Source organism: Chryseobacterium sp. JJR-5R (assembly GCF_034047335.1).
Taxonomy (GTDB): Bacteria; Bacteroidota; Bacteroidia; order Flavobacteriales; family Weeksellaceae; genus Chryseobacterium.
The window spans coordinates 2,486,076-2,501,451 of sequence record NZ_CP139137.1; the positions used below are offsets into that span (position 1 = coordinate 2,486,076).

The following is a 15,376-nucleotide window of genomic DNA, read 5'->3' on the forward strand; positions in this document are numbered from 1 at the left end:
TCTTGCTTCTGTCAAAAGAATTAAAGATGCGGGATGTTTAAATCCCGCCTTCTTTAATCTGCTGTTAAAGCATGGAAATGAATGGTGTTTTTAAAGAACATAACATAGCAGCATAAAAATAATCTGGTGGTGCAGTTACTGATTACGTGCTTTTTTTAATAATCTGAATTATTATTGTATTTTCTGCTTATTCAAAGTATCAAGTGCTTCGCCCAATGAAGCTGTTTTTAATGCGATCTTTCCTGATTTATCCAGAATAACCAAAGTAGGGGTTCCTGCAATACCATAATTTTTAAAGTTAACTCCCTTTATTCCTTCAAAGTCACAATAAATATCTTTCCATAGAAAAGTTTTCGCTTTATTTTTAAAAGTGCTTTCTTCTTTATCGGCTGAGATAGAAATGATCCTCACTCCTTTTGATGTAATATCATTATAATTCCCGGAAAGCTGGGTCAAAAGATTTTCGCAAGGTCCGCAACCCGACTCATAGAATACCAGGAGTGTTTTTATATAGCCTTTTTCAGCCAGCTCGCTGCTTTTATAGGTAAGAGTCCTGTGATTATGGTCATCTGGATTTCCTATATGTTCTGTAAAAGTAAGATCCGCACCCATACTCCCTACTATGCCTGCCGTATATACTTTCAGCGAACCCTCATATTTATCAATTTTTCCTGAAGCTGTTACATAAGGAGCTATTGCATTGATCTGTACATCTCCTCCGTTCTGTGTGAGATAATAGGCAGTTCTTCCTGCAAAATCAGAATACAGTGCGCGGTTTTTTATTTTTGATGTAAGCTTTGCAAAATCATTGACAAAAGCATAATTATCCTTAAGAACCTTTGTATTAATATCCACCCAGGCCGAGATTACCGTAGCCCAATGCCCTGAAGTGTAGAGCACTTCCCAATCCATCTCATTTGCGATATAGGAAGCAATATCTCTGGCTCTCCGTTCTTCGTCCTCTGTGAGTTCTGAACCTAATCCTCTGGTAATATTTACAATAGGAAGAAGCTTTTTTACATAATCCTGGTTGTCATGCAGATTTTTATAAAAATTTTCATAGGCTGTTGCCTGGTTTTTGTATTCCTGCTGAAATAAAGGATAATTTTTATCATGCGTACGGTAAGCCGCGGTAGCCTGTGCCATAGCGGCATACTTTGATATGATATCCTGTTGCTGTGTATAAAGGTCTTCTAGCTCCTTTATCTGTTGGTTTTTTACATAAATAATATTAGAATTATCAGGCTTGCTCTCTTTGCAGCTTACCGAAAAATCTGTTCCCGGGACAACCATGTCTATACCGCCACCTTCCATGGTACCGGTAATCAGCCACCGGCTCATGCCTGTATAAGGTGCATATGAATCCGGAACTGTGAGCGTAAACTTTCCGTCTGCAGGGATGTTGCCCTGCATCACTTTTATCTGCTTATCCCCCTGAAAAATTATAAAATCATAAGCTTTACCTGCAAAGTGAGGAAAATACATATTAATGCGCTGAGCCTGCACCATACTGCATAGTGTACAGGTAAATAATAACAATGCTATCTTTTTTCTCATCGATATTTCTAAATGGTCAGAATTATTTAATTCTAATTTTAAATTATTAATTCTCATAAAATTTATAATATACCGGCGATTATCTATCGCCGGTATTAACTTTATATTTATAAATATTACTGTGCTACACAACGAACAGATCCACCACTTGGAGCATAATCATCAGTTACCAAAGCCATGATACTTCCACTAATACTGAACTGTACCTGTAATGAAGAAGCGATTGTTGCATTGCTTCCATCGCCTTGTTGTTGTTTAAATCCTCTCGAAGACCAAATATGAATGAAGCCTCCTCTACCGGTTAAATTGCCGTTCTGCACATTATAAGGACCTAAAACATTTCCTCTTCTACCGGCTGTAGGGAGAAACAGGTAAGGCTCGCGTTCAAAAACACCTTTTGAAAAGCCTAATCCGGAAGCGTAATTATTAGGATCAATGGTCCATGGCCCGATTGTCCACATATAATTAAATTTAATGAATTGTCTTATCGTTTCTAGGGCAGGAACAACGTATCCTGCAGGACATGGGTCTTTAGCTGTTTTCACTGATTCCTGCCATGAAGTTTCACTCACAAAAGCATTGCTCCATCCTGCCGGAGTAGCCGTAGATGCCTGGTCCTGGGCCTGTGTAACCATAGGGGCAGAAGTTCCCCACTGGTATTTGGCTCCATGTATCCCGGCTGACGGAGTAAAGGGGTCAAGACTGTAGTCAGCTCCAAGATTGTGGCACATAAAGGTTTTCCACTCTGTAAGTGATACATAAGCACCACAACATGAACAGTCCTGTACGGATACCCTCAATTTTACCGTTTTATCCGTCCCTGTATTATTTGCACTGTCATTATAAATTACATAAATATCGGCAGTTAATGCATTGTCTTTGGCTCTTCCTGTTGCCAGCGCATTCAGGTTTGTATTATAGCTTACCAATGCCGTTACCGTACTGGTAATGTTATTGCCGGAATTTCCTCCGCTGACAGAATTTATTACATTGCCATTATTGTTTACGAATATAAACCGTACGTTGCTTACTGTACCGGAAGGTGTAAAAATATAAGACTGTGTATTAACAGCTGTTTGGCTGAAATCAGCTTTTTGAGAAATTCTTGATGCGGTATCTCCACATCCCAAAGAGGATGTCATCACAACGTCAAAGCATGTTCTGCCGGATAATGTTCCGGCTCCTAATCCGGCCGTCGTAGGATCTTTTCCTACCGTGCGCGTAAAAGTACAGGCTTGCCCGCCTATGTTCACTGCAAATGTTGCTGTCCCAGCTGCTGAGGGTACTCCTGTAATATTATAGGTTACAGACCCTGTACCGGAAGAAAAGTTACCGCTTTGTAAAACAGCAGTTAGACCTGTTACCCCGGTTGACTGTACTGCCTGGGTAGCATATGATCCGGTACCTCCTGTGTATGAAATAGAAGTTGACACCCCTGAAGCAGGAAAATTAGCAACTAATGATCCTGTATGGGTAGGTGTACTGCAGGCTACTGCGGTTACTGTTCCAGTGTTGCTACATAATGTTCTCCAGGCACTGTCCTTTTTATAATTAAGGCATTTTTCAGTTGTGTTATAAACAATGAGTCCTTCTGCCGGCGAGGATATGTTATCACGCTCCGTGGCTGACATTCTCGGAGGTAAAAACCCCTGGCTGGTACTTGATATATCAAGCTTTGCAGAGCTGTTCGGGGAAGATGTGCCTATTCCCATATTCCCTGTTCCTGAAAAAGACATGCTTTTATTGCCCTGGTCAATAGCGGTATTGGCAGATAACGCACCCCCAAGCCTTACCTCTGTACCGGACATGGTTAAACCGTTACCCGCTGTATATGAAGAACCGCCGGAATCAGCTCCCGGTGCCCAACTGGTCCCGTCGAACTTTAACACCTGGCCCAGGGCAGGAGCCGTAGATACAATCGGGGTACCGTTTATTCTTTCAACCTTGGTCACGTTGGAATTCGCCGCGGCAGTCACATCACCCGTAAGGGCAGACCGCTGGAATGAACTTCCGCTTAAAGTTACCGAGGCTGATCCTGTATAGGAAGACCCGCCGGATTCAGTACCCGGTGCCCAGCTGGTCCCGTCGAACTTCAATACCTGGCCCAGGGCAGGAGCCGTAGATACAACCGGGGTACCGTTTATTCTTTCAACCTTAGTCACGTTGGAATTCCCCGCGGCAGTGACGTCGCCCGTAAGGGCAGACCGCTGGAATGAATTCCCACTTAAAGTTACCGAGGCTGATCCTGTATAGGAAGAACTGACTGAGGAAGATGGAGAAACAGGTTTCCATGTTCCCCCGTTTAAGCTCCCCGACCTGTTCTCGTAGTACCAGTAACCTGGAGTCAGCGTACCCTGCGTACTCCCCGCTCCCGCCACGCCGGAGGATGCCGTATTGTAAACGATTAAACCGTCATAATAATTGGGATAACTCGTTGGGGTACCTGTTACAGGACCGCCAAATGCATTGAAGGCCGTCAAATCTACCCGGGGAAACAGAAGGCCCTTACCTAATGTGGAAGAATTATTAATCGATACATTCGATGATGCGTCCAAAAATGCTGAGCTCGATGGGGCAGAGCTGAAAGTAGGGCTGTTTACGACCCTGATCTGTCCCTTGGTCTGCGACCATCCTACTACCGCAGTAAACAATGATAAATATAGATATGATTTCATGATTCTGAAAGTTGTAAATTAGTATACGGGAATATTATAAATTGGATTGTATAAGTGCCCAGGAGCCGGGCGAAGAACTAAGCCCTCCCCTGTATATCAGTATCCCCTGGTATTGGGACGGGACATAATTAATATTGGTCTGGCTGATAAAGTTATTGGCCGTTACATTCCCGTTAAAGACAATATTCAGCTGTACATTATTAAAGCTTAAGTTCGAGATGTATACCACCTGGCCCGGCGTATACGCCTGACTGTCGGATAAATTCAGATCTACCGTAGGGCCCGATGCATTCTGGTCAACCGTTATGTAACCATCCCCGGGTAAAAGCGTGTAGCTCCCCGATGTTATATTGCGCAGGTTAAATGTGGAACCGGCAGCAGCGGTACCCGTTGAGATCCTGGACCACCTGGTACCATTAAAGTAATAATACCCGGCAGCCGTAATGCTTTCAGTCTTGCTTCCCGCAACGGGAGTAGTAACACCTGCTGTTGCATAAATGATGGCCCCCGTCTGGGCAGTACCGTACTGCGCATCGCCGGCTTTTATCTGGTCTCCCGTTAAGCGGGGAGCGATAAACCCTTCAGCTTTGCTGCCGTCAGTCGTCTTAGCTGTAATATCAAGTGTGGCCCTGGGATTCTGGTTGTTTATTCCTACCTGCGAAAATGCAAAGGAAGAAATAGCCAGACCCGAAATAAGTAGAACTTGTTTTCTCATTGGTGATTTTTTTATTAATTATATGTTATTTTATTACTTGGATTAAAAAATTTTATTCCCCACACAGACTTATCCAACTGTTGGAAATTCTAGAGTTGAGGCATTTTTCAGTTGTGTTATAAACAATGAGTCCTTCTGCCGGCGAGGATATGTTATCACGCTCCGTGGCTGACATTCTCGGAGGTAAAAACCCCTGGCTGGTACTTGATATATCAAGCTTTGCAGAGCTGTTCGGGGAAGATGTGCCTATTCCCATATTCCCTGTTCCTGAAAAAGACATGCTTTTATTGCCCTGGTCAATAGCGGTATTGGCAGATAACGCACCCCCAAGCCTTACCTCTGTACCGGACATGGTTAAACCGTTACCCGCTGTATATGAAGAACCGCCGGAATCAGCTCCCGGTGCCCAACTGGTCCCGTCGAACTTTAACACCTGGCCCAGGGCAGGAGCCGTAGATACAATCGGGGTACCGTTTATTCTTTCAACCTTGGTCACGTTGGAATTCGCCGCGGCAGTCACATCACCCGTAAGGGCAGACCGCTGGAATGAACTTCCGCTTAAAGTTACCGAGGCTGATCCTGTATAGGAAGACCCGCCGGATTCAGTACCCGGTGCCCAGCTGGTCCCGTCGAACTTCAATACCTGGCCCAGGGCAGGAGCCGTAGATACAACCGGGGTACCGTTTATTCTTTCAACCTTAGTCACGTTGGAATTCCCCGCGGCAGTGACGTCGCCCGTAAGGGCAGACCGCTGGAATGAATTCCCACTTAAAGTTACCGAGGCTGATCCTGTATAGGAAGAACTGACTGAGGAAGATGGAGAAACAGGTTTCCATGTTCCCCCGTTTAAGCTCCCCGACCTGTTCTCGTAGTACCAGTAACCTGGAGTCAGCGTACCCTGCGTACTCCCCGCTCCCGCCACGCCGGAGGATGCCGTATTGTAAACGATTAAACCGTCATAATAATTGGGATAACTCGTTGGGGTACCTGTTACAGGACCGCCAAATGCATTGAAGGCCGTCAAATCTACCCGGGGAAACAGAAGGCCCTTACCTAATGTGGAAGAATTATTAATCGATACATTCGATGATGCGTCCAAAAATGCTGAGCTCGATGGGGCAGAGCTGAAAGTAGGGCTGTTTACGACCCTGATCTGTCCCTTGGTCTGCGACCATCCTACTACCGCAGTAAACAATGATAAATATAGATATGATTTCATGATTCTGAAAGTTGTAAATTAGTATACGGGAATATTATAAATTGGATTGTATAAGTGCCCAGGAGCCGGGCGAAGAACTAAGCCCTCCCCTGTATATCAGTATCCCCTGGTATTGGGACGGGACATAATTAATATTGGTCTGGCTGATAAAGTTATTGGCCGTTACATTCCCGTTAAAGACAATATTCAGCTGTACATTATTAAAGCTTAAGTTCGAGATGTATACCACCTGGCCCGGCGTATACGCCTGACTGTCGGATAAATTCAGATCTACCGTAGGGCCCGATGCATTCTGGTCAACCGTTATGTAACCATCCCCGGGTAAAAGCGTGTAGCTCCCCGATGTTATATTGCGCAGGTTAAATGTGGAACCGGCAGCAGCGGTACCCGTTGAGATCCTGGACCACCTGGTACCATTAAAGTAATAATACCCGGCAGCCGTAATGCTTTCAGTCTTGCTTCCCGCAACGGGAGTAGTAACACCTGCTGTTGCATAAATGATGGCCCCCGTCTGGGCAGTACCGTACTGCGCATCGCCGGCTTTTATCTGGTCTCCCGTTAAGCGGGGAGCGATAAACCCTTCAGCTTTGCTGCCGTCAGTCGTCTTAGCTGTAATATCAAGTGTGGCCCTGGGATTCTGGTTGTTTATTCCTACCTGCGAAAATGCAAAGGAAGAAATAGCCAGACCCGAAATAAGTAGAACTTGTTTTCTCATTGGTGATTTTTTTATTAATTATATGTTAAAACCAACATTTTCAATAAAAACAATAGCAGGCATTTAATTTATATTTAACTGCTTTGCTATTGTCTGGATATATAATTTATTTGTGTTTAATAATAATGGGTAGATCCTTCCCTGACGATACAGGATTGAAATCTTGCTTAGAAGCATTTTCAAATGTATCCATAATCTGATACTTTCACAGGTAATTGATTTTCCTGCTTGGTTAAAACTGTATTTATCGGGTAGTACAGTATAAATAACAATTCAAAATTTCATATTAAAAACACTGAATATCAGAACATTAAAAATTTTACAACTTATTTAAACACGTAAATACATCAGGAAAAGCATCTGTGAAAATCAAAACTTTTTATCTTCTTATAAAGGAAAATATATATTGTAAAGTCTTTGAAAATATATTTGAATCAGTAAAAGCAGGCTTATCTCATTCCATTCACCCGGTAGACAAAATTATTTTGACTTTAATTAGAAAACCATAGTATTTGGTTAAGAACCTGTCTAAACTTTATTCTTCTCAGAAATAAAGTTTACCTGAACTCTTCTATCCTGAAAAAGTTTAAATAGGTTTTACAACAAAAGAAATCTGAAAGCTAATAAACTCTACTGAAATCCTATCAATTTTATAAAGGAGTAAAGATATACAAGAGAATCATAAATTGTTTTTTATATTCACATAAAAAGAAGAAGATTCAGCTTAAAATTTCCTGTTACTGGGATTATCAATATCAACTTGTCCCCGTGCCCGACCAATCATATTGACTGTTTTCTTTCTGATTTTGTTCAGATCAAATATTGATGGTGCCGATAACCTACTTACTTTTTAATTATCTTTTTCTTAAAAATACCACTTGTAAGCTCTATAGTTACAACATAGACGCCTGCAGGTAAATTTCTTAAGTCTAAATGATTCTTATCTAATTGTATATTTTTTCCAAAAACATCTGTAACTGAAACTGATTTAATATTTTCATCAGTTTTTACATAAAAAATACCTGTTGTAGGATTTGGATATAAAATTGGATCTGCGTTTTCTAAATGTCTTATTTCGTTTGTGGAAAGAACAGAAGCATTTGTAAATTTAAGATTAATATTATCAACGCCAGATACATTAGCTACCGTATTTCCAGCTAAGGTATAAGATATAATACTAAAATCGCCAGGCGTAAGTCCGGGCTTAAGACTATAATTCGGATTACTAAATGAGAAAGTCCCTTCCGGAGAAGTCCAGGTACATGCGCCTGTGGTTTTATTGTAGGTAAAAGATACAGGTATCCAGCTATTAGCGGGATATGTTGCAGAACCCAATCCGATATTATAAAAATTTGACTCTGCGGGTACAGAAACAGGGGATAAGCGAATTGATCCACCAAGCTTTTTTGTCGTATAGTTATAATTAATTCCTATAATTCCTTTAGGCGTACTATCAAATACAGCGAATTGAATTCTTCCTGATCCTATGGAAGGGCCGGTATATATTTCCAGTGATCCGCTTAATATATTGTTTCCGACAGCAGCAACCGTATTGATTTTCTTAACAGCATGCCTGTTATGAACATTTGTTTCATCGGCATAAGGTCCCGGTGTTGGCTGCCCGGGACCGGTAATTAATTTCAGAGAATTTCCATGAGCTGCATCAAAAATACCAATCTGAAAATCAGCGGGTGTTGCTGATCCTGCAGATGTATAATATCCGCCCTGTCCGGGGATCCCGCCTGTGGTATCACTACTCAAATTTCCTAAATTAAAGGAACTGAAGTTTTCACTCTGTATTATCTGAATCTGTGCAACTGCCATATGAGAACATACTAACAGAGCATAAAGTAATTTTTTTTTCATAATGTTTTTAATTTAAATAGTACAGTTTCGGATCTTCTAAATTTCGTTTCTACAGTAGCTGATTATCAATGTTAACGTACCGTTTTTTAGCATACAAAAGATTTTTATAAGTATCTTAAAATTTTTAATCGGGATTTAAATTATTATATATCAGACCTATAACATATATTACTTATTTTTATATAATGTTTCAGCGGACTCCTTATAAGTTCCGTTATTTGCAGATCACTTTTTCAACATCTCCTGTAGTTCCGTTAATTTCTGTAATAATTACTGAGCCAAATTTACCGTCATATTCCCCGCTATGATAGATTACGTATTTTCCTATGGAATCTTCATTGTAGTTTCTGTCGATTCTTGTATTATTGGAAAGTATATCAATCCCTTTTTCTTCACAAAACTTAATAATATCCTGAGGTGTTACTACATAATGTTTATCCATATCCGTTTTCTTTATCAATCTCCCATTTATATCAAACTCATATTTAATACCTACTATAGCTCCTCCATTTCTTAAAACAACATGCTTTTTTTTGATAATTGCCTGGTGACTGTATTCTTTATAAACGGAAAAGCAGCTTCCGGAACGGGTGGTACAGGAAACAAACCAGCCCCCGTCTTCACCCGCCACTTCCTGTATAATAATTCCATTATTTACGGTATAAGACTTTACCAGTCCATTTTTGTTATTGAGATAAAACTTATCTTTATCAAAATATTCAATTCTGTCATTGATAAGTTGCTTATAATCTTCTGTTCTCATAAGGTATTATTAGGATTTAAAATAAATTATTTGCAATACCAATATATTGATTGCCAAAATTATTTTCAAATTTCTTGAATCTGCTTGATGAAGCTTCTGTTTGTGAATTTTCCTGTAAAATTTTCCACTGCCAATGAGATGTGGTTATAGCATGTTTTCTCCTGTTATCATTCAAGACATCAGAATAATCCATCAAATTATCGGTCTCGTATTTTTCAAAGACAAATTTGCTTTTTTCTTCAAACGTATGGTGCAGCCCCATGGCATGCATAATTTCATGAGTAGTCACACTTCTGTCTGGGGAATTATATCCGCCATCAAAGAGTACTGCTGTTTTATATTCAAATATGGCGTATCCTGCAGCTCCCCTGCAATGCTCATTCATGAAGAAAATTTTTACCACATTGTTATAGACTCCCGGATATCGTGAATGCAATTCATCTTTTAAAAACTTTATCACTTCATTATTATGGTTGTCAGCATTTAACGCCATATTTCCGTTTCTTCTTCTTTCTAAAGCAGCAATGGCATTGAGTCTGGATTTTCTGTTGTGCCTTACACCTTTTTCAATATTGACATCTACGCTGCAGTCCAATGATACTATACCTTTAAAAACAGGATTGATAAGAGCCTGGTTTAAAAACTTCTGAATCTCATGTTCGCGGGAACCTATCAAAGGATATTTCTTTTGATTGCCGATGTCCGTTGACACTTCTATGAAAACCACAGGTACATCGTACCTCTTTTTATTGGCTTTGACCGTTAATCCGCCGGCCAGTATTTTATTAACATTGCCATCTTCAGTCTTATAAGAGGCAAAGAGTTCTATTTTACGGTCCAGTGACAGCTCTTCCGTGCAGGTGATGGTTACCGAGATCTGATGGTTCCCCTCCGTCAGGGGAAAGGGATCATGGGTAATTTGAAATTTTTTAGTGTCGTATTTTAAAGTGACTTCCTGCGCCGCTTCCTTTATGTTGATTAAAAGGGTGAGCCGGGCTGTAGTATTGGTATAGAGGGAATTCTTCCTGACGCTTTCCCCGTTTACTTTTCTGAAATAGGTAAGCGGATAAAGGCATAAATAAGGATACGCGTACGATTTGGGAACGCTATTCCCCGATTCATCCGTATGGTTGTACACATAATACGAGAAACTGGAAATCAGCTTGAGATACTGCCCGCGGCTTTTCACAAATGCACCATTCTCTATCTTTCCGGTAATCTGTGAGTAAGGCACATCCCCGGGAAAATCTGTATCCCCTGCCCTTACCCAGTCAAAACCATATCCCTCTCCGTTCCAGTTCGGCAGCGGCCTGAAGTGGGCAATGTACCGCCCGTCCATCTCCTTCTGAAGAGGCTGAAAATCCCTCGGGATATTGGACAGGTTGTTGCCGTCCTTGCCCAGTATATGGGTTTTGCCTTTACTGTTTATCGTGGTTTCCTCATCAGAATGGACCATTAGTTTTTCCAGACCGGATATCCCGGTAGTTTTCCCCTGGATTTCAGTATGCTGCTCTGAATGAAGCGTTGTCTTTCCGCTCTGGATGTTAAAATGTACCGGTACCGACATCTCCATGAATGGCGTGGAAAACATGGCTCCGGAAATCATATGGAAAGCGGCCAGGTTGCCGGACATAAATTCCATGCTGTTTCCCGTTTTTACCTCCAGGTTTTTACCCGCATTCATCGTGATGTCTTCACCCGCATCAAAGGTGATGCTTTTAGGGGCACTTACCCTGATATTCCCTGCTCCGTCCATGAAATAGGTATTCCCGCTCGGATCATACAGCGTCACGCTCTTGTCTGTGTCGTTGAGCAGTACTCTTATCCCGCTCCTGGTCTGAATGGATTTTAAATGGTTGTCAATGCCTCCTCCCTGCCCGTTTTTCCCATGGAACATCCCTCCCATGGCAAACGGGAAATCCGGGTGGCTGTACTCAAACCCTACCATCACCTGGTCCCCTACTTCCGGAACGGCCACAAAACCCCGGTTCTGCTGAACTGCATCCGTCCCTCCCGCATCGGGGCTCATCATCCTGATGAAGTGCGTCGAGCCTTCAGACTGCCAGTCAAAACGTACCCGGATCCGGCCCTGGCTAAGCGGATCACTGTTGGACACTACCGTAGCCAATTGCGGCTCGGCCCTGGAAACAATGAGTTCAGGCCTTGGCAGAAAGCCCGTACCTTCTGCAATCGATTTGAACTTACCGGTGTAATTCCCTAAACCATCTACAACATGAGAGACTTCTGTAATCATAAGCCTGGTAAAATATGACGTCCGGCAGGTACCGGGGCGCCTCATCTCCAGATCCGCCACACAGCCGGGATATAAAAAAGGAACCGTGGTTTTTCCCGATACTGTAAAAACCCCTGAAGCTGAACTCCCCCGGGCGCTGTTCTGAGAGTCGTCTATATCAAGCTCCATGTTGGCACTCAACGGAACAGGCAACAGGGACTCGGACTTATAAATATTTTTATTGATTTCGTAAGCCTGCGAGGCAAGCTCCCCGACATGCCTGGGATCCGAATCCAAACCCGACATCCTCTTGTCACTGCTGCTGTTATAACCGAAATAATAAGAACGGGTATAGGCTGCGTTAAGCTTTACCTTGACCTGACGGACACTGCTCCCGTATGCCAGCACTAAAGCTTTTTCAGCAGCCGGGAGCTTCCCGAAATGAAGCACCCCGCCGTCATAGTAAAAATGCTCCCCGTAGGCCTGCGCTATCCTTGACAGATAGTGATAGTGGGTCTCATTGTACTGTGCACTGTAATTGATATAGCTTTTACTCCGGGTATCAATCCTGACATCGAAGGTGCCGGAGGGCAGGCTCTGCTTTATAATGTTATCCGCAATGATGGATGTATTGACAGGCTTCTCGCCTCCGAAGCTCTGGAAGTGCGGCGCGGCATCCATAAGCAAGGTAGGGCTCCCTCCCTTTAGTACAAGATCACCAAGGCTCATCTCTTCCTGACTGAAGGCCACCTGGGTTACCACCCCGGTAAAAGAACGCTCAGGGCTCTCTTCTTCAAGATCCCTGTACCTGAAAATAACCGTTATCCGGCTTCCCAGGAATTTCTGGGCCTCTTTTAAATGATGGTCCTGGGCCTGACCCAGGACATCATGTGCCAGAATAAGCTCAAAAAAGTGATGCGTCACCGTACTTTGCCGGAGCTTAAAATACTTGAAATGTCGGATGATCCGACCGCCGATCACAATCTCAAGCCGGACCATGCGCGAAATGCCCCGGACAGTGCTCCCTGAAAGCATATCCGAATTAGAAATCTTTTTCATAATATGTGGGGTTACCGGTAAAATTAAAATTGATAATCAGGTCATTTATACAGATCCGGCTCTATTTTATTGCTGTTCTTCTTTTCTTTTTCCCTAACCTGCCTCTCAATACTTCTCTTCATTTCCTGTGTATCCGTTACCTCTTTCCCGTTATTGATCATTTTTGTTTGAGAGTCTCCAATGGATTTAGAAGGATTTGCAATGTAATCTTTCCATATTTTCCTAAACTGATTTTTATCTACGGCAATCTCACTTCTGTACAATCTAAATCCCTTGGATTTAATATCTTCAAGATCTTCTTTGTCCTTGTGATGCTGCGCTATAAGCGTCATCATATGTGTTTTTGAAGCGTCTTCTATTTTTACGATAAGTCCCGGCAAACCGTGAAATTTGTACGGCCCGTCCTGAATGGGGATATCCTGAGTAAACCATGCCGTCCAGCTCCTGCCGCCAAAATCAGTGGTTGCTTTCTGTGTATTATATTCTCCGATCTTTTGTTTTTCTGAAGAAATATGCCATTTCATATCTTCATTTTCTTTTACTTTATATAAGTCCATATCAACCATATCATAAAAATAAATATCATATGACGGATATGATTTAGTAATTCTATAAGATATAAGATTATTCTTTTTCATTGAAGAAAGGTTCTGCATAGCCGGACTATTGGGATTTAAAGAAAGATTGCCGGAAGAGGGCATCATAACCGCATATGTCAACGAATCTGTTTTTATTGCATTTAAACTCCTGAATGAAGAACCGTTAGCGTTTATATCTAAAGCCATAAGCTCTTTCTTTACCGGATTTTGAGTACCCATATCGGGAACATATTCATATTCATAAATAAAACGGTTGCCTTGTGCGTGCGTTATCCCTGTACAATAACAAAATAATAATAAAAATAAATTTTTCATATCATGAATTTTAAATTTAACCTCAAGTATATACTACATAGAAATTTATTTCCTGATCCTGATTATATACCAGATGTGTTTATTGATTCAGCAGCTGCTTGAATGGCTGCATACTTACTGAATGGAATTATAACTTTATTCCTTTTTCAGAAATTACTTTTCCGCTTTCTGTGGTAGTTATAATGATATAACTGCCTTTTACAAGGGTTGAAGTATTTACTTTGTCAGAATTCCCATTGATTACCGTACGCCCTGACATATCTTTAATCTCAACAGTTTTTATTTTTTCCTTAGAATGAACAGTTAATTCATTATAAAAAGGGTTATTGAACTTTATTGCATTCATCAAATCAGATGAACTTTCCGTCAGGGATAGTGTTGCTGATTGCTGGACTACATATCTGGTGATGTTATTGTCATGGATGGCATACAGATAATTATCTTTGGCAAACAGATACCCCAGTGTTTCATAAGATGAACCTGATAAAGGCACAAACGGACTTCCGTTAATTGTTAGACTGTTTCCGTTTAGTGCGTAAGCACTAATACCCCAATTTTCAACACCTTGTGCATCAGTATATTTAGCAGGCATTAGAATTTTGTTGTCATATATTAAAGGTTCCATATTCCCGGTGGTATAAACATTTCCGTTATTGGTAAAAGAGTTGTTCCCCGTAATCAGCCCGCTTGCTCCAAATCCTGAATCGATATTCCCGGTACTGTTGGTTTTGGTAAAATAAATGTTGTTACCATCAGACAGCTTATTAATAAAGGAACCGTCCTGCTGCGTATTTTTCACACTAACATCATAATTTGCTGCTGCAGGGATTGTTGTATTTCTTACCTGTGCATATCCATTTTGGCCATAGGCTGTGTCCAGAACTCCGGTATCAACGTTTATTTTTCTTACATTAGACTGTCCCGGTGACGGATAAATAAATTCATAAATGAAATTATCTTTACTAAAAAAATAATTGTAAGAGCTATTCTGATCTCCGACAATGCTTCCACTAATGGCAAGGTTCCCGTTGGTTCCATAGGACAAGTCAGGATTTCCGTTTGTAAGAAACTTACTGAATCCTGTATCTGCCCTGAAAAATATTTTTCCTTCAGGAAGCATTATTTTATACATCCAATCTGCATTCTGCATTCCATTACTGTTGAAAGCCGTATCTTCCTGACCGTCTGAAAGGTATTTTTTATTGCCGTTTAAGTAAATAAAATCATTATCTGCAAAGAAATAATAAGATTCAAAACTGGGAATCTGAACGATACCGTTGGTTCCGAAGCTTGTATCTAATGTTCCGTTTGCGTTTAATCTTAAAAACTGTGTAATAGAAGTAATCGGGTTTGCAGGATCAACTGTCTTATAAGATACGAATATCTTATTTCCCTGAAAAAAAGAGTTGATATTAGGTATCAGCAAGGTAAAGCTGTTATAAATAGCCATGCCTGTCTGTACCGTAACAGTTCCGTTATTTCCGAAAGATGTATCTTTAGTTAAAGATACCTGGGCCTTGGCTATCATCCCTGTAAGAAGCAGGCATGATGTGATAATTTTATTCATAATTGGTTATTTAAAAATTTTGGGTTAGTATAAAATATATCATCAGTTGTAAATTTTACAACAATGAATTGTCATTTCTAATTATTAACTGAT

The 15,376-nt window shown here is 41.2% G+C and carries 10 protein-coding genes; all 10 read right to left on the minus strand.

Annotation, left to right across the window (positions count from 1 at the left end; translation table 11 throughout):
• Nucleotides 1-171: 171 nt before the first annotated feature.
• On the minus strand, nucleotides 172-1,557 hold the full coding sequence (locus SD427_RS11050) for a thioredoxin family protein (protein ID WP_320557853.1): 1,386 nt from the start codon (nucleotides 1,555-1,557) through the stop codon (nucleotides 172-174).
• A 116-nt stretch (nucleotides 1,558-1,673) separates the two neighbouring features.
• Nucleotides 1,674-4,232, minus strand: coding sequence for a hypothetical protein (locus SD427_RS11055; RefSeq protein WP_320557854.1), 2,559 nt, complete (start codon nucleotides 4,230-4,232; stop codon nucleotides 1,674-1,676).
• A gap of 34 nt (nucleotides 4,233-4,266) precedes the next feature.
• Nucleotides 4,267-4,947, minus strand: a complete 681-nt coding sequence (locus SD427_RS11060; protein ID WP_320557855.1) for a hypothetical protein — start codon at nucleotides 4,945-4,947, stop codon at nucleotides 4,267-4,269.
• Between the two features lie 52 nt (nucleotides 4,948-4,999).
• Entirely contained in the window at nucleotides 5,000-6,166 is a 1,167-nt protein-coding gene (locus SD427_RS11065; RefSeq protein WP_320557856.1) for a hypothetical protein, read from the minus strand.
• A gap of 34 nt (nucleotides 6,167-6,200) precedes the next feature.
• A complete protein-coding gene (locus SD427_RS11070) occupies nucleotides 6,201-6,881 on the minus strand; it encodes a hypothetical protein (RefSeq protein ID WP_320557855.1) in 681 nt (226 codons plus the stop codon).
• 843 nt (nucleotides 6,882-7,724) lie between these two features.
• Entirely contained in the window at nucleotides 7,725-8,747 is a 1,023-nt protein-coding gene (locus tag SD427_RS11075; protein WP_320557857.1) for a T9SS type A sorting domain-containing protein, read from the minus strand.
• Between the two features lie 214 nt (nucleotides 8,748-8,961).
• The gene (locus tag SD427_RS11080; protein WP_320557858.1) at nucleotides 8,962-9,510 is read right to left on the minus strand and encodes a hypothetical protein; all 549 of its coding nucleotides are present in this window, start codon (nucleotides 9,508-9,510) and stop codon (nucleotides 8,962-8,964) included.
• A 16-nt stretch (nucleotides 9,511-9,526) separates the two neighbouring features.
• Nucleotides 9,527-12,802 (minus strand): phage baseplate assembly protein V, encoded by a 3,276-nt coding sequence (locus tag SD427_RS11085; protein WP_320557859.1) that lies wholly within the window; start codon nucleotides 12,800-12,802, stop codon nucleotides 9,527-9,529.
• Between the two features lie 41 nt (nucleotides 12,803-12,843).
• On the minus strand, nucleotides 12,844-13,716 hold the full coding sequence (locus SD427_RS11090; RefSeq protein WP_320557860.1) for a GLPGLI family protein: 873 nt from the start codon (nucleotides 13,714-13,716) through the stop codon (nucleotides 12,844-12,846).
• A gap of 127 nt (nucleotides 13,717-13,843) precedes the next feature.
• On the minus strand, nucleotides 13,844-15,283 hold the full coding sequence (locus tag SD427_RS11095; protein ID WP_320557861.1) for a T9SS type A sorting domain-containing protein: 1,440 nt from the start codon (nucleotides 15,281-15,283) through the stop codon (nucleotides 13,844-13,846).
• Between the last annotated feature and the right edge of the window lie 93 nt (nucleotides 15,284-15,376).